Source organism: Pseudomonas sp. Bc-h (assembly GCF_002080045.1).
Lineage (GTDB): Bacteria > Pseudomonadota > Gammaproteobacteria > Pseudomonadales > Pseudomonadaceae > Aquipseudomonas.
Genome location: NZ_MUIN01000012.1, coordinates 227,990 through 249,023 on the forward strand (window position 1 = coordinate 227,990; position 21,034 = coordinate 249,023).

Here is a 21,034-nt window from a genome sequence, read left to right on the forward strand (position 1 = left end):
GGGCGCTCAAGGCGTGGCCGCAGGCTCTGGATCGTTGGTCACCCGCAGAATCCCCCACAGCCCCGAAACGTTGCCGAACCCGGCATAGTCGCGGAAGAGGTAATCCCCAGGTACAGCGTTCGCGCCCCCGGCACTCGGGAACATGAGGCTGAAGTGCGCGGCGGGCAGGAGACTTTCCTGAGCGCCGATGTACAGCGACATCGGGTTATAGGCGAAGCGCACCGAGCCCACGCCCGACGGCCCCATCGGGTAACCGCCAGAGTCGGACTTCTCGGCCTGGAACGGATGCATCGCCCAGACATGACCATCGAGCTGGAAGGTCGTGCCACGGCTGCCACCGCCCGGCACTGTCAGGTGAGTACGGAACGGTTGCCCGGGTTTGACGTACAGCACCGGCGTCTGCGGATCGCCACCGACCAGCGCGTTGCTGTAGGCCATGTGGGCGTTCGGCACATCGGCGAAGCCATGACCGTCGGCGTGACCGAACGGCGCATCCGGAGCCATGCCGAAGCGGTACCACAGCGGCTCGGAGCGGTAGTTGATCGCCATGCCGGAGTTGTCCTGCGGGTCTGCCGGTACGCCATTGCCTTCTGCAGCCAGGTTTTCCACCGGCCGACCGTCGCCCCAGCGCATGTTCAGCGACTTCTGCATGACCAGCATGAAGTCCCGGTAGGCCGTCTGCCCGGTGGCACTGACCGTGGCGTTGGCCCGCGACTTGGCGTCCTCGGTCCAGGTCGCGCCCAGCGGCATGATCGCCATGGCACCGGCCAGGCCTTTTTGCGGCTGCTTGATCATGTCGGCCGAGGTCAGGTTGAAGCCGCCGAACTCGATGGGCGTGGTGTTGATGTTGTCGACGCTGCGGCCCAGTTGCGAGACCGGTTTGCCTTCACGCTCCAGATGCCCGGCGTAGTACTGATAGCTGCGGGTCGGCCAGGCGCCCGATGTGCCTGCCCGAGGGGCAACGGTCTGCACAGGGTTGAGGCCGACGTTGAAGCCGTCCGATTTGGTGATGTCGTAGGCCAGCAACTGCGTGTGCAGGCCCACATGGCTCGACGGACGGATCAGGTTGTTGTTGAAGGTGGTCGACCCCTGCGCACTGTTGCGATCGCGTTTGACGGTGCCTGCCATGACAGCGTAGTTCGGCAGATCCGGCATGGCGGTCGGCAGACGGTTTTCCAGGGTCACATTGATGCAGTCGCCCGCACCGGCGCGCAGCATCAGCGGCTCGATCGGCACACCTGCCTTGAGCTTGCCGGTGATCGGGTCCAGGTCAGCCTTGCGCACATACATGATCGCGGTCGGATCGTGCAATGGCCCGGCATGACCGCCGAGGGTGAAGGTCACGCCATCTTCCGGGTCGGTGACGGTCGCTTGTGGAATGGTCACCGCGCGTTTGTTGTACACCAACGTGCCACCCGCAGGATTCAGCGGGGCGCCGACATGCTGGCCCTGGCCTGCGGCATCGCCGATGATCAGGTTCAACGGGTTGCCGAGGATGTCGTTGGCCAGTGTGACCACCACCTCGAAGTTGCGCTGCACGGTTGGCCGCGTGCCGATGCCGTTGGCATTGGTGGTAAAGCGTGGGCAGACACCGTCGAACGCCGTGGTGTTGCGCGCGATCACCGGTTTCGGGTTGTTCGGCAGTGCGAACAGGTCATTACGCTGCGACCCGTAGTTGCGCATGATGCCCCACATCCCGTTCCAGTAACCTTCCAGGGATGCATCCATCGAGTACAGATAGTCGCCCGTGTCGCTGGCTGCGCTGGAGATCGTCGTGACCGGCGCATTGAAGCCCATCTGTTCGGAGATGCCGACCATCTGCGACGACTTCCAGCCCGAGTTGGAGCTGTTGCCGAAGCCGCTGCCGGAGTGCAGCCACTTCACGCCGTGCAGGGTGACGTTGTGCTCCTCTTCGTGACCACCGGCATGCAGCCGCAGACGCACGTTGTCACCGGTATAGGTACGCAGCATCGGGGTGAACGGGTCGCCCGGCATGTCGCCGCCACGGTTGATGTGCGGTGGGAACTGGGTGATGCCACCGGTAGGCCCGGTGGCCGTGGTGATTGCGCTCGGTGCCAGGTTCAACGCGGGGATCGCGCGGTCGGTACGGGTTTGCAGGGCGTACGCCAAATCCCCTGCCAGACCGTTGGCCTGCATCCCCGGCTTGCCATCCGGCGCCGTGCGGTTCGGGTCATAGACCCTCAGCCCCACTGGCTCATGCCGATAGTTGACGACAAAAATGCCTGGGTCATCCACCGAGATGGCCTGCGGACATGGCCGGGTCGGGCAGCCTTCCAGCTCGCCGCTGCCCACTTCCAGCACCGAATCCAGCAGGTTGGCCGCAGCCTTGCGCCCCGGTGGATTGATGGCGTAGCGGAAGCTGTTGGTATTGGCCGGATAGGCGCTGCCGTTCGGCACACCGTTGGGGCCTGCGCCCACATACACGCCGGCTTCGTAGGCATGCACGAAGTCGCTGTACTCCAGGAAGAACTCGCGGAAGCTGTCGTTCTTGCCGTCGCCATCCAGATCGCCGGTGGAAATCACCGCTTGCCATGAGGTCGGGCCGCCATCCTGACGCGCGCCGTTGTACAGCGGCTCGCCCGTCTCGGCGTGGAACCAGGTGGAGCCAGCGGGTTCGGCGAGCACAGTGGCGTACAGCCCCAGTTGTTGGTGGGTCGATGGGCCAAGGTGGTCATGGGTGAAGATGGTGCCCAGGCCACGGTCGATCCCGCGTGTGTTGACCACAGGGTCCGCGAACCAACGCTGCATGGCCGTGCGTGCGCCCATCCAGTCAGCCCTGCCGTACTGCCCGAAATAGGGGTGCGACTTGGCTTTCGGACAGGCTTGTGTACCGTCGCGGGCATCCGCTTCGGTGCAGTTGTTGAAGGCGCGAATGGCATGCACGCGCTCGACCACGGTGGCGGGTGAAAGCAGACCGTCTTCGTAGTTCCAGCCGTTGGCCGAGCCGTCGGCGGCGGTCAGGTCCCATTTCGGCAGGTGGATGTGCTGACCGATCACGTCGGTTGGCGTGCGCACCTGATAGTCGTCCAGCTCGTAATAGTTGGGGATCAGGTTGGTCTGCTGGTACATCACGCAATCAAAGGTGTTGATCCGCATCACCAGCGGCTCAGGCGGACGCTGTTTGTTGATCACCGGCCAGACGTCTTCCCACAACGCCAGGATGCGCGCCTGCGGGAAGTGATAGCCGACCTTGTTGTACACCGCGTCGAACTGCAGGTTGGCGGCTTTGTAGATACGCGGGTGATCGGCGGTGTATTGCGACGAGCCGGTAAAGGATTGACCACTGGTGGTTTCGCCGCTGTTGAACATGCCGCTGCCCGCCATGGAGGTCAGACGCTTGCCACGGTCATCCATGCAGGGTTCGTAGAACGGCGCGCCCGCCACCGGCAGAGCGCCGTTGGTGCGGAAGGCCTTGGCCACCACCTGTTTGCCAGGCAGCAGCGCGAAGCTTGGGTGATCCGGTTTGGAGTGGAACAGCATCGCAGCCTGCTCGACGTCCGTGCCCTCTTCAGGGATGAACACGGCCTTGGCCTTGTGCACGACCTTCGACAGATCGGTGGCGGTGGTCACCGTTTCGGCTTCGCCACCGGCCGCGACGCCATCCAGCGCGTGCCGTGGCAGGCCGCCGTCCCAGCCGCCGGACTGCAGCGGATCGAGGTTGGCCCACAGGGCATTGCCGCTGTCACGCAGGGCCTGAGCCTTGGCGCTGTCGAGCATGTCCAGCGGTGGGGTTGGCGGACGCTGGCCGACGGTGCTTTCCATGCCGCCGATCCAGAACGGATAGCCGGGGTTTTTCAGCGAGCCGTCGGCGTTGCGGTTGGCTTCGCTGCGGTCCACCAGTGCCACGGAACCAATGACCGACTGCCCGCCCTCACCCGGATGATTGGCGTCGTGATCGTCGCCTTCATCATCGTCATCGTCGTCATTGGCCGCCACCAGCTCGCCGAGCTTCGGCACCACGGCGACCTTGCCAGGCATCGGCGCCATGGCCTTGCCTGGTAACGGCACGATGGCCGGAATTGGTGTGCCCGCTACGATTTCACCGTCCGGCAATGCGCGGGCACCCGCAGCCGGTTTACCGCTGCGCAGGGCAAACGGAGTGGTGTGGAACCCGTCGTTACTTGCCTGAGAGACCTCAAGCCGGGTTCCTTCTTCGAATACGTCGTGCACCCGCCACATGGTCCACATGCCTTGGGCGAAGTGCGGATAGAAGTGGCAGTGGTAGATCGCATCGCCCGACACCCGGTTGCGGTTGCCCGAGCCGCCGTTGGCGATTTCATAGGTATAACCGGCGCCCGGGCCGATGCCCTGGGCGTCCATGTAATCGGAGTTGTCGTCGTTGGGGTTGAACAGCCACTGATGCCCATGCAGGTGGAAGATGTGCTGTTCCTTGCCGTTATGGGTATTGCGGATCTTCACCATGTCGCCGATGTAGCTGTGGTTGACGTTGGACGGCTCTGACGGATACAGCGCCATGCTCGCCTTGATGCCGGTGGCATCCCGTGGCGGCACCTGGCCGGGCAGGATCTGCTCCAGGCCGACGTTGGCCGGTATGTCCACCAGCATGCCGATGTCACCCACGGTATGCGAGCTGAGGAAAAACTCCTCGTAGGCGCAGGACAGGCAGTCATGCATCGGCCCTACCCCCAGCCGGTTGGCGATCACTTCGGCGCCAATCCCGCCAGAGCCGTAGTTGATCATGAAGGCGTCGCGGGTCGGTTCGAGCATGTGGCCAAACACAGGGTCGGCGAAGTAACCGGGAAAGGCCTGGGTCACTGCCGATTCATCATTGAACACGGCGGCGAAGTCACGGAACGGTTCCAGTCGATTGGGCACCGCCGGGTTGCGCTTGCCGATGCTTTCCAGCGGGTAGGTCGAGGGTGGGAAACTGCCATCGGTGTTGGGCCCCATCACCACGGCATCGGTTTCGCTGTTGATGATCTCGTTGCCGTTGACCATGTTGATGATCGGCAGCCCCGCCTTGCCTTCGGTGATCCACGGTTGGCGCTGCGGATAGCGGGCTTCGTAGTCGACGATGGGTTGACCGGTCGGCGCACGGCCAACGCTGGCCAGGCGCATTTCTTCTTCGCTCAGGGTGTTGCGGTACATCCGCCCGCCCTTGGGCACCACCACTACTTGCGCAAACAGCCCGTTGGCCATGTTGCCGGAGGTGCCTTCACCGCCGAATGTGGCGCCCTGGCTGTTGGCGTTGAACGCCCCTTCGCGTTCGGCGTACAGGGTGTAGGAGCGTGTGCCGCCGGGGGCCAGCAGGAAGTTGCCGTTGCGACCGACGTTGGAGGACATGTCGGCGATGCTGTTGACGGCCTGCATGCCGTTGACCGAGAAGCCCACATAGCGCTCGCTGACCTGATCGTTGACCACGAAGTCCTCGGGCATGTTGGCCTCAGGTGCTTCGTTCTCTTCGCCCTCTTCACCCTCCGGCTCTTCAGGCTCGAAACCACTGCTGTTGGGGTTGGCCTGCAATGCCAGCAGGTTCTGCAAGGTGACGGTGAGGCAGTCACCGGCCGCGACCCGCAAGACCAGCGGCCGCGGGCGCTTGTCCGGCCGCAGGGAAACCTTGCCCGGCACCGCCGACCCGCCCTTGGTGAGCGGGACGTTGTGTTCGTCGACCACATCACCGCGCAGGGCGTAGATCATGCCGTTGGCGTTTTGCGCGCCGAGACGGTTGTACATCAGCGGCTGATCCAGGGCCACGACATTGGCGACCAGATTGCGCTCGCAGCGAATGGCGGCTTCGACGGTGTCCTCGACGGCGAACAACGCACTGAACGACAGACAAATATTCAGCAGACGGGATGGATAGGGCTTCATCGTGAAGGGTCTCCGCAAAGGGAATCTCACATAACGGCGCATAACAGCCCTGAGCAACGAACATGCCACATACTCACGGCTTAAAAATCAATCACTTAGATGCACAGATCGTTCAGATCGGGGAATAGCAGCAGGTCCGTACAACCCCCAGTCCCCGGAAGTGGGGCAATTCCCCAGTCGGTTTTTTACAGATGCCATGGGTCAGGAAACTCATCTGCGACCGACACATCGCCTTCGCTGCCGTCGTGACCTCCGGCGTCTCCCACAGATGCAAGCCAGACACAAAACCTGTGGGCACTTCTGGGCTGACGCAGGAATTCATGGCCGGCGCAAAACCTGTGGGCACTCTCGGGCTGACGCAGGAATTCATGGCAGGCGCAAAACCTGTGGGAGCTTCTGGAGCCGTGCGACAGTGGCGATAGCGGTTTCTGGAAATGCGCTTAATTCGCCATCACCGGCGACGCATCCCCCAGCAGGCGGTGGTAATCGCGCAGTACATCCGGGACATAACGCTGGGTTTCGGCGAACGGCGGGATCACGTTGCCACGCTTGCTTACGGCAGCGGGCCCTGCGTTGTAGGCGGCGACGGCCAAGGACACGTCGTTGCCGAACATGACCATCAACTGCTTGAGATAACGGGCGCCGCCCTGGATGTTCGAGCGCGGGTCCCAGACGTTGGTCACCCCCATTTCGCGAGCCGTGTCGGGCATCAACTGCATCAGCCCGGCAGCGCCTTTCACCGACCGCGCCGAGGGGTTGTAGCCAGACTCGATGCGAATCACCGCGTGCAACAACGCCTCGGGCAGACCGTTGCTCGCAGCGGCCTGAGAGACTTCCTGCGCATAAGGTCGCTGACTGGCCGTCATGCTCTTTTCGTCAGTACCGGCCAGCGCCGGGCTTGCGGATTGAAACGGCGCTTGCGACACCGGTTCGTGGAAGACTCTTTGAACGTCGCGACCGGCGCGCTTGACGTTGGAAATGATGTAATTGCCGTCCGGTCCCCTGGAGATATACACGTCGGCCTGAGCGGCCAGCGGCAGTATGCACAGCGTAAGCAATACGCCTCTGAACGTACGTTCAAAGTCCATCCGTGCCTCCTCTGGCACGCTCGCTAAAACTGGGGGTTATTCCCCACTCGCGGTGCCATGGGGAGGGGCAACGCAAAGGCTGTGCCGAACTGCCACCCCCCGCAGAACCCCGGCCCAGAAGGCCGCGCAGAAAAGCTCAAGGCCGGTGCTGGCAGCGCGCACGGCAATTGCATGAGACCTCTGCACAACTCAGTCTGCGGAGGTTTCCATGGGGCATTTCACCCGCTGTGCGCCGTCTTCTTCCCCACGTTTTCAGCGCGGGTTCACCCTGCTCGAATTGCTCGTGGTACTGGTGGTGCTTGGCCTTCTGGCCGGCATCGTCGCACCCAAGTACTTCAGCCAGTTGGGCCGCTCCCAGGCGAAAGTCGCCCGCGCCCAGATAGAAGGCCTGTCCAAGGCGCTGGACCTGTATCGCCTTGAAGTGGGCCACTACCCGTCTTCCGAACAGGGCCTGCAGTCCCTGGTCGCCGCGCCGCCCGAAGAGTCGCGCTGGACCGGGCCATATCTGCAGAAAAGCGTGCCGCAGGACCCATGGGGCCGGAACTACGTCTACCGCTACCCAGGTGAAAACGGCGAGTACGACCTGCTCTCCATGGGCAAGGACGGCCAGCCCGGTGGCGAGGGTGAAGACGCTGAAGTCACCAGTTGGCAGTGACCATCATGAAATTTCTGATCAAGGCAGTAGGCAAACGCGGCGAAGTCCTGTCTCTGACGATGGACGCCGACAGCTCGATCGATGCGCAAAGTCTGGCGCAAGCCCAAGGCATGCGCGTGCTCAACGTACGCGCCGAATCGCGCTGGGCGATCCGCGGTTTTCGCAAGCGGGAACATTTCAATCTGGTGCTGTTCAGCCAGGAGCTGACCACCCTGCTCAACGCCGGTCTGCCGCTGATCGACGCGCTGGAAAGCCTGGCCGAAAAGGAAACCGCACCCCAGGCCCGCAAGACCCTCAGTGGTTTGGTGCGGCTCTTATATGAAGGCAAGTCCTTCTCCCAGGCGCTGACCCAGTTTCCAGCGGTGTTCCCCACGCTCTATGTGGCGCTGGTGCAATCCAGCGAGAAGACCGGTGCGGTCGGCGAAGCGTTGGGGCGTTATGTGTCCTATCGCAAACGCATGGACGAAGTCCGCCAGCGCATCGTCAGCGCCTCGGTCTATCCGATGTTGCTGCTGATCGTCGGCGGCGCGGTGGTGTTGTTCCTGATGGGTTACGTGGTGCCGCGCTTCAGCCTGGTGTTCGAAGGCCTGGGCTCGAATCTGCCCTGGCTGTCGCGAGTGTTGATGGAGACCGGTATGTTCCTGCATGCCCACCAGATGGACTTCGCCATGGGCTTCGTCGCGTTCGTGATCGGCTCGGTGATGATGGTGCGTCAGCGTCGTTTTCGCCTGGCCTTCAACCGCACCATCGAGCGAATCCCAACGGTCTACCAGCGCGTGTTCATGTACGAGCTCGCGCGGTTCTATCGCTCGTTGGGCATCCTGCTGCAGGGCGGCATCCCGATCCTCACGGCGATGGGCATGGTCCGCAACCTGCTGGGCAGCGCATCCCAGCTACGCCTTGATGCCGCGAGCGAGCGCATCCGCGAAGGTCAGGCACTTTCAGTGGCGCTGGAGCAGAACAGCCTCTCCACGCCGGTGTCCCTGCGCATGCTCCGCGCGGGTGAGCAGTCGGGCAATCTGGGACAGATGATGGAACGCACCGCCGATTTCTACGACGAGGAAATCAGCCGCTGGATCGAATGGTTCGTGCGCCTGTTCGAGCCTTTGTTGATGACCTTTATCGGGCTGCTGATCGGGCTGATCGTGATCCTGATGTACATCCCGATCTTCGAACTGGCATCGAGTATCCATTGAGGGTCGAATCTCAATCATCAAGGTACTGATCGTCCCCACGCTCCGCGTGGTAACGCAGCGACTGACGCTCCGCGTCAGCCTGGACGCAGAGCGTCCTGAAAGGCATTCCCACGCAGAGCGTGCGCTCAGCGTGGGAACGATCAGCGCTCAGCGTGGGAACGCTCAACTGAAGACCGATGCGATCCCTGTGGGAGAAGCCGGAGCTGTGCGACGGCAGCGATGCGGTGGGTCAGTTGGTCAGACCGGTGCAGGCGGGTTGAAGTACACGGCGTCCGGCTGCGACAGGGTCGACTTGATGTAGCGCGTTCCCTCATCTGCCAGCACTTCCAGATCACCCGCTTCAAGCCCGGTGAGCGCAGCACGGGCGACGTCTTGCGGTGCGGATTTCTTGACGTCGAAGCCTTGCGTCAGGTCGGTGTCGACGAAACCCACGTGTACGCCAACCACGGTGGTATTGCTCGCTTTCAGGCTCAAGCGCAGTGCGTTGGTGACGCTCCATGCCGCTGATTTGGAGGCCGCGTAGGCTGCCAGCATCGGAACGCTCAACCAGGTCACATCAGACAGCACGTTCACTACCGCGCCACCGCCGTTGGCAGCAAGAATCGGGGCAAAGGCCTGAGTCGTGCGCACGATGCCGTAGCAGTTGGTCTCCATCAGGTGCTTGGTCAGCTCGATCATGCCGACGTCCAGTGCACCTTCATGCAGGGTCGCGATGCCTGCGTTGTTGACCAGCAAGGTGGTGTCCTTGCATTGCGCTGCGGCGGCCACGACAGAGGCGTCGTCGGTCACATCGATTTGTACCGGGATAACACCAGGCACATCGAAACCCAGCGGGTTGCGAACGCCTGCGTACACTTTCGACGCGCCCAGCGCCAGAGCTACCTTGGCGAATGCCAGACCCAGACCGCGGCTGGCGCCGGTGACGAAAACAACTGATCCTGCGATTTTCATAAGGTATTCCTGTGGGTTTTCAAGGGCCGGAGCATCAGCCCCGGCAGAGGATCAAGGGCCCGGACCCGGTCTGGACCGGGGCCGACAGCGTCAGATGTCGCGTTTGCTCGATTGGAGTTGCACCGTCTTGTTCGCCGATGTTTCCCAGCCGCCACCCATTGCCCGGAACAGCGAAACGGCGGCACGGGCGGAGTCGGCTTGCGTGCTGTTCAAACCGTCTCTGGCGTCGAGCAATTGCCGGTTGGTCTCCAGAACGTCCGTCAGCGGTATATCACCGGCCTTGTACGCCACCTCGGAGAGGTCCCGCGCTCGGGTAAGGGCCGCGACTTCATCGGCAAGCTCGTTATTGCGAAGCTCTGTCTGGGACAAGGTGACCAGCGCGTTTTCGACATCCTCACAGGCTTTCAATACGGCCTGCCGGTACTCGGCCAGGGCCTGAGCATTGGCGCCCCTGGCCTGTGCCACCTCAGCGTCGATCTTCCCGAAGTCGAACAGCCGCCAGCGAACCAGCCCGCCAATCGACGGCTGGAAGGCGCTGCCTGTGAACATGTGATTGCCGGTGATGCTGTCAAACCCCAGGGCGCTTGAAAGCGACACCTTCGGGTAGTAATCGGCGATCGCCTGGCCAATACGTTCGTTGGACGCCGCCAACCGGCGCTCGGCGGCGATGATGTCCGGGCGGCGACGCAACACATCGGCGGGCGCGATGCTGTCCTTGACCGACGACAGCCTGGGAATGGCAGACGCCACACCCAGGTGCACAGCACCGGTTCCCGGTTGATCGCCCATCAGTACATCAAGCCGGTTCAACTGCGACGCCAGACCGATACGTAACGGCGGCACGCTGGCTCGCGCCTGTTTGAGCAACGCATTGGCCTGCGCGACGTCACGCTCATCGACGTCACCGAGCCGCTGGCGAAGATTGACCAGCGACAACAGGCGTTCGTCGGTGTCGATCTGGTCCGCCGCCACCGACAACCGGGCCTGATACCCGCGAATCTGCATATAGGCATCGGCCGCTTCGGCCACCACCGTGACCCGTGTGCCTGCGTGTGCGGCTTGCGCTGCCTGAGCCTCGGCGCTGGCGGCCGCGGCTCCGCGACGCAAGCCCCCCGCCACATCAAGCTCCCAACTGGCCGTGGTGCCCGCGACCAGTTCTTTCTGGTTGCGTTCATACCCCGGCAGGTTGCGCGCCAGCGAGCCCAAAGGGCTTTGCAGGCTTTGCCGTTGACGGGTCGCCGAACCGTTGAAATCTAACGTTGGATACAGCTCGGCACCCGCCGCTTGCGCCGCAGCCCGGGACTGTTCAACGCGGGCCAGCGAGGCGGCCAGATCGAGGTTCTGCGACAGCGCCCGGTTGACAATGCTCGCCAGCATCGGGTCGTTGAACTCATTCCACCAGGCCGACAGCGCCTGCTCGGTCGCAGCGTCTGCCGGTCTGGGGTTGGCGCCGTTGTGGAACGGCTGCAGCGACGGTTCAGGCACGTGATAGTCGGGCCCCACTGCACAGCCGGAGAGCGCGAGCGCCAACACTGCAGCATGGATGCGATACGTCAGACGGGTCATCAGCGTCTCCCGTGGAAATATGTGCGGATGAAGATGTAAAAGGCTGGCGTGAACAACAGCCCGAACACCGTGACTCCGAGCATGCCGAAGAACACGGCAGTCCCCAGCGATTGCCGCAACTCGGCACCGGCTCCGGTCGCGATCGTCAAAGGCGCCACGCCAAGAATGAACGCCAGCGAGGTCATGAGGATCGGGCGCAGCCGGGTACGTGCGGCATGCACGGCCGCCTCGACCGCGGTGGCGCCTTCATCCTGATTCTGCTTGGCGAACTCCACGATCAGGATCGCGTTCTTCGCCGCCAGTCCTATCAGGACGATGAAGCCGATCTGCGCGAGGATGTCGACCGGCATGCCGCGCACCGACAAGCCGGTAATGGCCGCCAGAATGCACATCGGCACGATCAGGATGATCGCCAGCGGCAGCCTCCAGCTTTCGTATTGCGCCACCAGCACCAGGAACACGAACAACGCGGCCGCGCCGAACACCAGCAGGGTCGGCGTGCCTTTCTGCTGTTGCTGATAGGCAAGCTCCGTCCATTCGAACCCTATGCCTTTGGGCAGTACCTGCTGCGCCAGCGCTTCCATCTTGAGCAACGCAGTGCCAGTGGCGACACCCGGCGCTGCGGCGCCCTGGACTTCGGCGGCGGGATACAGGTTGTAGCGTGGCACACGGTAAGGAATGGTGTTGTGCTCGATGTCGGCCACGGCGCCAATCGGCACCATGTCGCCGGCGTCATTGCGAACCTTCAACCGGGTGATGTCCTGCGGCGTTCCACGGAAAGCAGCGTCCGCCTGGGCCACGACCTGATAGGTACGGCCCAGGTAGTTGAAGTCGTTGACGTACTGCGAGCCCAGATAGATTTGCAGGGTCGAAAAGATATCGGCAGGTTTGACCCCGACTTTTTCCGCTTTCACCCGATCGATGTTGGCGAACAGCGAAGGAGAGCCTGCGTTGAACAAGGTAAAGACGCCGACGAATTCCGGGTCTTGCCTGGCCGCGGCCACCAGTCTGTTGGCAGCGTCGGCCAAGGCCTTCGACCCCAGACCCGCACGGTCTTCGAGCATCAGTTTGAAGCCACCCGAACTGCCCAGCCCCTGAACCGGAGGCGGTGGAATCGTCAGCACGTAGGCGTCCTTGATCACCGACAGGCGCTTGCGCAGATCGGCGAGCACGGTTTGCGCGGTCACGCCCGGTATCGAGTGGCCGTAGAGCGATGGCAACCCGGTGAACACGGTGCCGGCGTTGGACGCAACCGTTGAGGTCGTTGCATCGAGGCCGATGAAAGGCGCAACGTGTTCGATACCGGGGGTGTCGAGGGCAATGTCGCGAACCTGACGAACCACCGCTTCGGTACGGGCCAGGGATGCGCCCGGCGGCAACTGCACGATGGTGATGAGAATGCCTTGATCCTGTTCGGGGATGAACCCGGTCGGGGCGCGATGAAACTGCCAGCCGGTGAGCGCGATCAGCGCCACGTACACCAGCATCACCAGCCCCAGACCGCGAGCGATTCTGCGGGTGAGCTGGCCGTAGCCGAACGACAGCCGATCGAAGCCTCGATTGAAACGCCCGAACGTCGCATCCATCAGACGCCGAAAGCCTGCGAATCGAGGATGCGCGCTGCTGTCCTTGTGCTTGAACAGCACTGCGCACAGGGCCGGACTGAGGGTCAGCGAGACGATGCAGGAAATCACGGTGGAGGCCGCAATGGTGACCGCGAACTGGCGGAAGAATAGGCCCGAGATGCCACTGAGGAACGCTGCCGGTACAAACACCGCACACAGTGTCAGGGCGATGGACAGCAACGCCCCGCCCACTTCGTCCATGGTCTTGTGCGCCGCCTCTGGCGGGGACAGCCCGGCATGGATGTTGCGCTCGACGTTTTCGACCACCACGATGGCGTCGTCCACCACGATCCCGACCGCCAGCACCAGCGCAAACAGCGACAGGTTGTTCAGCGAGATGCCGCACAGGTACAGCACCGTAAACGACCCCAGCAGCGAGATCGGGATCGCCACCACCGGAATGATGGTCGCCCGCCAGTTCTGCAGGAACACGAACACCACCAGCACCACCAGCAGAATGGCCTCGAAAATGGTGGTGATGACCTCGTCCACCGACTTGCCGATGAAGATCGTCGGGTCATAAATGATCTTGTACGCGACGCCAGGCGGGAAATCGCCTTTCATCCCGACCATCGCTGCGAGGACGTCGTGGTCGACTGCCAGCGAGTTGGCGCCGGGCTGGGCATAAATCAACAGCGTAGTGGAATCGCTCTTGTCCATGTACGCGGTAGAGCCGTAGTCCACGGCGCCCACTTCGACGCGACCGATGTCGCCAATGCGTGTGACGCGGCCTGCGGCGTCCGTCTTGACCACCACCCGCGCGAACTCCTCCGGCGTCGAGAGGCGCCCCAACGCTTCGATGTTGATCTGGTACGCCTCGGCGCTCTTGACCGGCGGCTGGTTGAGCACGCCCGCCGAGACCTGAATGTTCTGCGCCCGCAGCACCGCCAGGACTTCACTTGCACTCAGGTCATACGCGGCCACTTTGTCCGGATCGAGCCAGATGCGCATGGCGTACTCGCGCCCGCCCTGAAACTGCACGTCACCGACCCCGGGGATACGCGCCAGCGTGTCCTTGATGTGCAGCGTCGCGTAGTTCGAAAGGTAGAGAGGATCCTTGCTGCCATCGTCCGAGTACAGATGCACCGCCAGCAGAATGCTTGGGGTGGACTTGCGGACTTGAACGCCGAGTTTCTGCACATCGTCCGGCAATCGCGAGAGCGTGTTCTGGACCCGGTTCTGCGTGAGGTTCTGTGCCACGTTCAGGTCGGTGCCGATGCGGAACGTCACGGTTATCGTGAGCTTGCCATCACCGGTCGACTGGCTGCTCATGTACAGCATGTTTTCCACGCCGTTGATCTGTTGCTCCAGCGGCGTGGCGACGGTTTTCGAGATGGTTTCGGCAGACGCTCCGGGATAGGACGTGACCACCTGAACCGTGGGCGGAACGATCTCGGGGTATTGCGCGACCGGCAGGACGAACATCGCACCCAGGCCGATCAACGTAATGAAGCAACTGACGACGACGGCGAAACGCGGCCGGTCAATGAAAAAATGAGCAATACGCATCGAGATCTAATCCTTCAGTTGATCGTTGTCGGATTTGATCTCGCCTTCCTTGACGCTCACCTTCGCCCCAGGCGCGGCAAACGGCAGGCCGCCGACGATGACGCGATCGGTGGCGGCCAAGCCTGCGGTGATGACCCTCAACCCGGATCGCATGTCGCCCACCTGCACCTGACGGGCAGCGACCACGCCGTCGTCGCCAACGGTCAGCACGTTGAAGCGCGACTGATCGGGCAGTACCGCTGCGTCGGGCACCAGCAATGTCGGAGCGGCAGCAGAAGCAACGACGCGCACCCGTGCGAAGGCACCCGGCGTCAGTGCGTTATCCGGGTTTGTGACGGTGGCTCGGGCGTGGATCGTGCCGCTGGCCCGGTTCAGGCTGTTGTCGAGGAAGTCCAGCGTGCCGACACTGGAGAAATCGCTGGAGCCACCCACGGCAATCTCGACCCGGGTTCCCGCGCCAGCCTGGCGCTTGGCCCCCAGACGCTGATACGCCTGGTAATCGGCTTCGCTCATGTCGAAGTCAAGGTAGATAGGGTCTTGCGAGACAACGGTCGCCAGCAACGTGGTCGGGCTTGCCGCCGCGCGGCTGCCTGCGATCAGGTTGCCGACCGAAACGTAGTGGTTGCCGATTCGCCCTGAAAAAGGGGCGAAGATCTGGCAATGGTCGAGGTCGAACTGTGCATCGCGGATTTGTGCGTTGGCCTCGGCAAGTGCGGCCTCTGCTTCCTGCCAGTCCGATCTGCGCTGCTCCATCCTCTGCACCGAGCCGGCCTGATTACTCGCCAGTTCGTCCGCACGGTGGAACTCGCTCTTCGCGTAAGCCAGCCGGGCCGTGGCACGTTGCTGCTGCGAGCGCGCCTGCGCCAGCCGGATTTCATATGGCACCGGGTCGATGCTGAACAGCAGTGCGCCCTTCTTCACCCACTGACCGTCGGTGAAGTGGATACCGGTCAGTGTTCCGCCGACCTGAGCCCTGAGCTCGACTTTGTCGACCGCCGAGAACTGTCCCAGAAACCCCAGACGATTCTCCAGATTGCGCACCAGTGGCCGACTGGCCACCACTTCCGGAAGCGCTGCGGGTTGAACTGACGCCTTAGCGTCGTCTTCCAGCGCACTGAACATGGCAGTGCCTAAAACGGCAATCACCGCTCCGGTCCCGACAGCGAGCCACGCATATTTTTTGCGGCTGGGCGGTATCGCCTCGTTCAACGTTCTGGCCTGTTCGTGTTGTGCAGAATTCACCGGCGCCCCCCTTGATTGGCATGACGAAAAAATCGACGGCAGCGGCGGATATGAACCACCGGCAGCCGCCTCTGATGCGTTTGATGATAGGCATCATCATTGAAGAAGTAAATATGCTAACCGTAATACAAAGGGTGCTAAAGAAGAATTCAGGGGTTGGGGATCGCTTGCGTGGGGGATTCTGTGGGTGATTCTGTGGAAAGCGACGAGCAATCGTGCGTGAGCGCTGCATGCAGCAATTCCAGCGCCGGGCCAATCGAACGCGCCAGTTCCAGTGCCTTTTGGGTGGGACGCACGCCGCGCCCTGCTCTGATGAACAAGGGGTCGTCGAAAAGCGTCCGCAGGCGGGCAAGCGAGCCGCTGATGGTCGATTGCCGTACCGCCAGCCGAGCGGCGCACAGCGTCACGCTGCGCTCGTGCATCAACGTCGCGAAGACCACCATGAGGTTCAGGTCTGTGGAATGCAGGTCATCGAGCATCCAAACCTCCTTCTGCCGCAAATCCGGCTTTTTTGTGTGGGTACACTTGCATCTCCAGCGCTTAAAGATTACACATATAATCTTTAGCGCTCGAGTTTCATGTCAACCGGTTTCCGTCAGGCGTCATGCGAGCTCGCAGGCACAGGATGCGACGTTGCTCCCGGCGGCATCGCGAAGATTCACATCCAGAGGTCGCAATGAAAGTCACCAAAGAGCAAAAGACTCACAACAAGGAACAGATTCTCAAGGCCGCTGCCCGGCTCTACCGCGAGCATGGAATCGACGGCATCGGCATCGGTGAGTTGACCCGATCAGTGGGTCTGACCCACGGCGGTTTTTACCGCCAGTTTCCGGACGGCAAGCAACAGTTGGTGTCGGAAGCCATCGCGCGTTCATTCGACGAGTATCAGGCGCTGTGGTCGAGCAAGACCACCCTGGCCGAGGTCGTCGAATGCTATGTCTGCGATGAGCATCGCGACAACACGCTCGACAGCTGTCCGATTCCCACGCTGGCAGCCGATGTGTCCCGGATGGGCGGCCTGGCGAGCGAGTCGTGGACCCAGGGCTTGCAACGTCTGTTGAGCATTCTGAAAACCTGCAAGGGCCGCGACGGGAAACTTGTCTCGGAGGCAGAGGCGTTGCAGGTCGTCGCCTCGATTTCCGGTGCCATGACCATTGCCAAGGCGTCCAATGACCCGGAGTTGAACCGCAAACTGATGGCGGCCGTCATCGAGCAGTGGCGCGAATACCAGTGAGGGTCATCAGCCAGGCATAAAAAAACGCGCCACGACGAATCGTGGCGCGTTTTTTTGTTGAAGGCTGCGACTTAGTCCGTCAACAGCACTTGGGCCCAGCCTTGCCGCCATACCGTGCGTCCTGCCGCTCGCGGAAGAACACCTCGTACGACATCACCGGCTGATCCGGATGAGTCTTGTGCATATGCTCGACATAATTATCGTAGTCAGGCATGCCCACCATCAGGCGGGCCGCCTGCCCGAGGTATTTGCCGAGGCGACTCAGGTCATTGAACATCAGCGCGCTTCCGGCATGGCCTGGAACGGGGCTTCCTTGTCGCTGCGCTCCTTCTTGACCCATGCCGCACGGCCCACTTTCACGGCGTAGAACAGAATGCTCAGCACCACGAACAGGAACAACGTGGTCAGCGCCGCGTTGGTGTAGGCGTTAAAGATCACGTGCTGCATCTGCTCGACCGTCTTGGCCGGAGCGAGGATCTGACCGGCATCTGCCGCCGTGCTGTACTTCTTCGCCAGCGCCAGGAAACCAACCGCAGGGCTCGGGTCGAACAGCTTGATGAAGCCTGCGGTCACGGTGCAGATCAGCAACCACGACGCCGGCAGAATGGTGACCCACACGTACTGCTGACGCTTCATCTTGATCAGAACCACGGTCGCCAGCATCAGCGCGATACCCGCCAACATCTGGTTGGAGATACCGAACAGCGGCCACAAGGTGTTGATGCCACCCAGTGGATCGATCACACCCTGGTACAGCAGGTAACCCCACAGCGCCACGCAACCACCGGTACCAATCACGTTGGCGGTCCAGGACTCGGTGCGTTTCAGCGCTGGCACGAAGCTGCCGAGCAAGTCTTGCAGCATGAAGCGCCCGGCACGAGTACCGGCGTCGACAGCGGTCAGGATGAACAGCGCTTCGAACAGGATCGCGAAGTGGTACCAGAAAGCCATGGTGTTCTGGCCTGGCAGCACCTGGTGCAGGATCTGCGCGATACCCACCGCCAACGTTGGCGCACCGCCGGCACGGGCCAGTACGGTGTTTTCGCCGATGTCCTTGGCCACTGCGGTCAAGGTGTCAGGCGTGATCGCGAAGCCCCAGCTGGTGATGGTTTGAGCCACGGTCACCACGTCGCCGCCGACAACGGCCGCCGGGCTGTTCATGGCAAAGTACACGCCCGGGTCGATGACCGAGGCCGCGACCATGGCCATGATCGCCACGAACGACTCCATGAGCATGCCGCCATAACCGATGTAACGCGCGTTCTTCTCGTTATCCAGCAGTTTCGGCGTGGTGCCCGAAGAAATCAGCGCGTGGAAACCGGATACGGCACCACAGGCGATGGTGATGAACAGGAACGGGAAGAGCGCGCCCTTCCAGACCGGACCGGTACCGTCGGTGAACTGGGTCAGGGCCGGCATTTTCAGCTCGGGCGCCAGAATCAGAATGCCGATCGCCAAGGCGACGATGGTGCCGATTTTCAGGAAGGTCGAAAGGTAGTCACGTGGCGCCAGCAGCAGCCAGACCGGCAGCATGGCAGCGACGAAACCGTAACCGACCAGCATCCAGGTGATCTGGATTCCGGTGAAGGTGAAGACGTGAGCCCACTCAGGGCTTGCAGCGACCTGACCACCGGCCCAGATCGACAGCAGCAACAGCACCACGCCGATGATCGAGATTTCGCCGATACGACCCGGACGCACGTAGCGCATGTACACGCCCATGAACATCGCGATCGGGATGGTCGCCAGCACCGTGAACATGCCCCACGGGCTTTCGGCCAGGGCCTTGACCACGATCAGCGCCAGCACCGCAAGGATGATGATCATGATCAAAAAGCAGCCGAACAACGCGATGGTGCCGGGAACACGGCCCATTTCTTCGCGGACCATGTCGCCCAGCGAGCGGCCGTTGCGGCGGGTGGAAAGGAACAGGATCATGAAATCCTGCACCGCACCGGCAAGCACCACGCCGGCGATCAGCCAGAGGGTGCCCGGCAGATAGCCCATTTGCGCGGCAAGCACCGGGCCGACCAGCGGGCCAGCGCCAGCGATGGCAGCAAAGTGGTGACCGAAGAGGATATGTTTGTTGGTCGGAACATAATCCAGGCCGTCATTGTTGATCACCGCGGGGGTGGCCCGGGTCGGATCGAGTTGCATGACGTGATTGGCGATGAACAGACTGTAGTAGCGGTACGCGACCAGATAGATGGCAACCGCAGCGACGACGATCCAGAGTGCGTTGATGGCTTCACCGCGGCGCAGCGCGACGACACCCAAGGCGCATGCCCCAAGGGCAGCGACGGCGAACCAACCCAGATGTTTGGTCAGTCGGGACATTGTGGGTCTCCTGCCGAAGCTCATGGCTTGCGGCGTAATTGTTATTGTGTGCCCCGGGATAACGGAGCGTCGCCACTATCCACGCTGCTGTCACCAAGAGAAATTCGTACTACTACGGGATCGCCTGCGTAGTTCTACGCAGAAAGCACTGAAGCACCGCCGCTTCCACGCCATGCAACATTCCCTGTGGGAGGGCGCTTGCTCGAGAATCCCATCTGCCAGACAACCGTCCATCGCCTGACCCTACGCCTTCGCGAGCAAGCTCCCTCCCACGATTTGAACCGCATTCCTCGCCTTTCTGCGGCGCACCTGATCATCTGAGGGAGCGAATTCATTCACGAAAGATCTTCCAGCCAAAGCAAATGTTCATGCTGTAATACGCCGGATAACAAACCGCCCGCCGGACGCCAACACCATGCAACTCAAACACAAGATCGTCGCCCTGGGCATCCTGCCGCTGATCCTCGCCGTGTCGGTGATCTGCGCGCTGGTCATCGTGCAGAACCAGCGTCTGGGCGAGCAGCAGGCGCAGTTGATCGAAGACAGCATCCTGGCCAGCAAGCGAGCGGAGCTCAAGAATTACGTGGAAATGGCCATGAGCGCTCTGGCGCCGATCTACGACAGCGGCCGCAACGACGAACAGACCAAACAGCAAGTGCTCGAAGAGCTGTCCAAGCTGAGCTTCGGCATCGACGGTTATTTCTTCGTGTATGACGAGCACGGCCGCAGCCTGATGCACCCTCGCCAGGCGGCGCTGGTGGGCAAGGACCTGTGGAACATGACCGATCCGCAGGGCCTGCTGGTCATCCGCGCGTTGCTGAAAAGCGCCCAATCCGGCGACGGTTTTCAGCATTACGCCTGGGAAAAACCCTCCACCGGCCAAGTCACCGACAAGCTCGCCCATGTGGTGCTGCTCAAGCGCTGGGGCTGGATGCTGGGCACCGGGATCTATCTGGAGGACGTCGAGCGCGCCACGCAACAGGCCCGCCATGAAGTCGCTCGCGGGATCTACGCGACCATGCTCGACATCGGCGCCGTTGCCCTGATCGCGGTGCTGTTGGTGTTCATCTGTGGCGTCACCCTCAACGCCAGTGAACATCGCCTCGCCGACCGCAAACTGCAGATGCTCAACCAGCGCATCATGAATCTGCAGGAAGAAGAGCGCTCGCGGCTGTCGCGAGAACTGCACGACGGCATCAGTCAGGTGCTGGTGTCGATCAAGTTCCAGTTCGAACTGGCCGGCCTGCAACTGGAAGGCAACGATCAGCGCGGGCTGGACACCTTGCGCCAGGGCACCGAACGACTGGGCGAGGCCATCGGCGAAATCCGCACCATCTCCCATGATCTGCGCCCTTCCCTGCTCGACACCCTGGGTCTTGCCGCCGCTGTCACGCAGTTGGTGGCCGAATTCGAACAACAGACCGGGCTGACCATTCACTACACCCACAACCTGAGCAATCTGAAACTGGCCGAAGGTGCGCCGGTCGCGCTGTTCCGCATTCTTCAGGAGGCGTTGACCAACATCGAGCGCCACGCCCACGCGCAAAACGTTTACATCGACCTGCAAGGCACGAAAAAGCAGGTGCAACTGACGGTTCGCGACGACGGCGTGGGCTTTCGCGTCGATGTCGCCAACCTGCAAGAGATACAAGGCGGCATCGGTTTGCGTAATATCCGCGAGCGCGTCGAGCACTTCCATGGTCAGCTCGATCTGTACTCGGCACCGGGGCACAGCGAATTGACCGTGACCATGCCGGTCAGCGTTGCCGCATGAATCC

13 protein-coding genes are annotated in these 21,034 nt (G+C 62.2%); 4 read left to right on the plus strand and 9 right to left on the minus strand.

Annotation, left to right across the window (positions count from 1 at the left end; translation table 11 throughout):
* Nucleotides 1-6 precede the first annotated feature (6 nt).
* Nucleotides 7-5,853 carry a manganese-oxidizing multicopper oxidase MnxG gene (gene mnxG, locus BWR59_RS24160; RefSeq protein WP_081568158.1) on the minus strand — a complete coding sequence of 1,949 codons (5,847 nt, stop codon included), beginning with the start codon at nucleotides 5,851-5,853 and terminating at the stop codon, nucleotides 7-9.
* A 440-nt stretch (nucleotides 5,854-6,293) separates the two neighbouring features.
* Complete coding sequence (locus tag BWR59_RS24165) at nucleotides 6,294-6,941, minus strand: lytic transglycosylase domain-containing protein (RefSeq protein ID WP_081568159.1); 648 nt, start codon at nucleotides 6,939-6,941, stop codon at nucleotides 6,294-6,296.
* A 208-nt stretch (nucleotides 6,942-7,149) separates the two neighbouring features.
* Between BWR59_RS24165 and gspG the strand changes: the two genes are divergently transcribed.
* Nucleotides 7,150-7,596 (plus strand): type II secretion system major pseudopilin GspG, encoded by a 447-nt coding sequence (gspG, locus tag BWR59_RS24170; RefSeq protein WP_081568160.1) that lies wholly within the window; start codon nucleotides 7,150-7,152, stop codon nucleotides 7,594-7,596.
* A 5-nt stretch (nucleotides 7,597-7,601) separates the two neighbouring features.
* Nucleotides 7,602-8,792, plus strand: coding sequence for a type II secretion system F family protein (locus BWR59_RS24175; protein ID WP_081568404.1), 1,191 nt, complete (start codon nucleotides 7,602-7,604; stop codon nucleotides 8,790-8,792).
* Between the two features lie 237 nt (nucleotides 8,793-9,029).
* Here the strand turns inward: BWR59_RS24175 and BWR59_RS24180 are convergent, their stop codons facing one another.
* From BWR59_RS24180 to BWR59_RS24200, 5 genes are all read right to left on the minus strand, one after another.
* Complete coding sequence (locus BWR59_RS24180; RefSeq protein WP_081568161.1) at nucleotides 9,030-9,743, minus strand: SDR family oxidoreductase; 714 nt, start codon at nucleotides 9,741-9,743, stop codon at nucleotides 9,030-9,032.
* Nucleotides 9,744-9,833: 90 nt separating this feature from the next.
* A complete protein-coding gene (locus tag BWR59_RS24185) occupies nucleotides 9,834-11,309 on the minus strand; it encodes an efflux transporter outer membrane subunit (protein WP_081568162.1) in 1,476 nt (491 codons plus the stop codon).
* Nucleotides 11,309-14,443, minus strand: coding sequence for a multidrug efflux RND transporter permease subunit (locus BWR59_RS24190; RefSeq protein ID WP_081568163.1), 3,135 nt, complete (start codon nucleotides 14,441-14,443; stop codon nucleotides 11,309-11,311). Before BWR59_RS24190 ends, BWR59_RS24185 begins: the two co-directional genes overlap by 1 nt.
* Before the next feature lie 6 nt (nucleotides 14,444-14,449).
* On the minus strand, nucleotides 14,450-15,685 hold the full coding sequence (locus BWR59_RS24195) for an efflux RND transporter periplasmic adaptor subunit (protein ID WP_230982078.1): 1,236 nt from the start codon (nucleotides 15,683-15,685) through the stop codon (nucleotides 14,450-14,452).
* A gap of 149 nt (nucleotides 15,686-15,834) precedes the next feature.
* Nucleotides 15,835-16,164, minus strand: coding sequence for a LysR family transcriptional regulator (locus BWR59_RS24200; RefSeq protein WP_081568165.1), 330 nt, complete (start codon nucleotides 16,162-16,164; stop codon nucleotides 15,835-15,837).
* Nucleotides 16,165-16,361: 197 nt separating this feature from the next.
* On the opposite strand from BWR59_RS24200, the gene BWR59_RS24205 reads away from it, so the two are divergent.
* Nucleotides 16,362-16,919 carry a TetR/AcrR family transcriptional regulator gene (locus tag BWR59_RS24205; protein ID WP_081568166.1) on the plus strand — a complete coding sequence of 186 codons (558 nt, stop codon included), beginning with the start codon at nucleotides 16,362-16,364 and terminating at the stop codon, nucleotides 16,917-16,919.
* Between the two features lie 79 nt (nucleotides 16,920-16,998).
* Here the strand turns inward: BWR59_RS24205 and BWR59_RS24210 are convergent, their stop codons facing one another.
* Both BWR59_RS24210 and BWR59_RS24215 read right to left on the minus strand, forming a co-directional pair.
* The gene (locus BWR59_RS24210) at nucleotides 16,999-17,196 is read right to left on the minus strand and encodes a YbdD/YjiX family protein (RefSeq protein WP_081568167.1); all 198 of its coding nucleotides are present in this window, start codon (nucleotides 17,194-17,196) and stop codon (nucleotides 16,999-17,001) included.
* The gene (locus BWR59_RS24215) at nucleotides 17,196-19,256 is read right to left on the minus strand and encodes a carbon starvation CstA family protein (protein WP_081568168.1); all 2,061 of its coding nucleotides are present in this window, start codon (nucleotides 19,254-19,256) and stop codon (nucleotides 17,196-17,198) included. The genes BWR59_RS24210 and BWR59_RS24215 overlap by 1 nt, the downstream gene beginning before the upstream one ends.
* A gap of 415 nt (nucleotides 19,257-19,671) precedes the next feature.
* On the opposite strand from BWR59_RS24215, the gene BWR59_RS24220 reads away from it, so the two are divergent.
* On the plus strand, nucleotides 19,672-21,030 hold the full coding sequence (locus tag BWR59_RS24220; RefSeq protein ID WP_081568169.1) for a cache domain-containing protein: 1,359 nt from the start codon (nucleotides 19,672-19,674) through the stop codon (nucleotides 21,028-21,030).
* The last annotated feature ends 4 nt before the right edge of the window (nucleotides 21,031-21,034 follow it).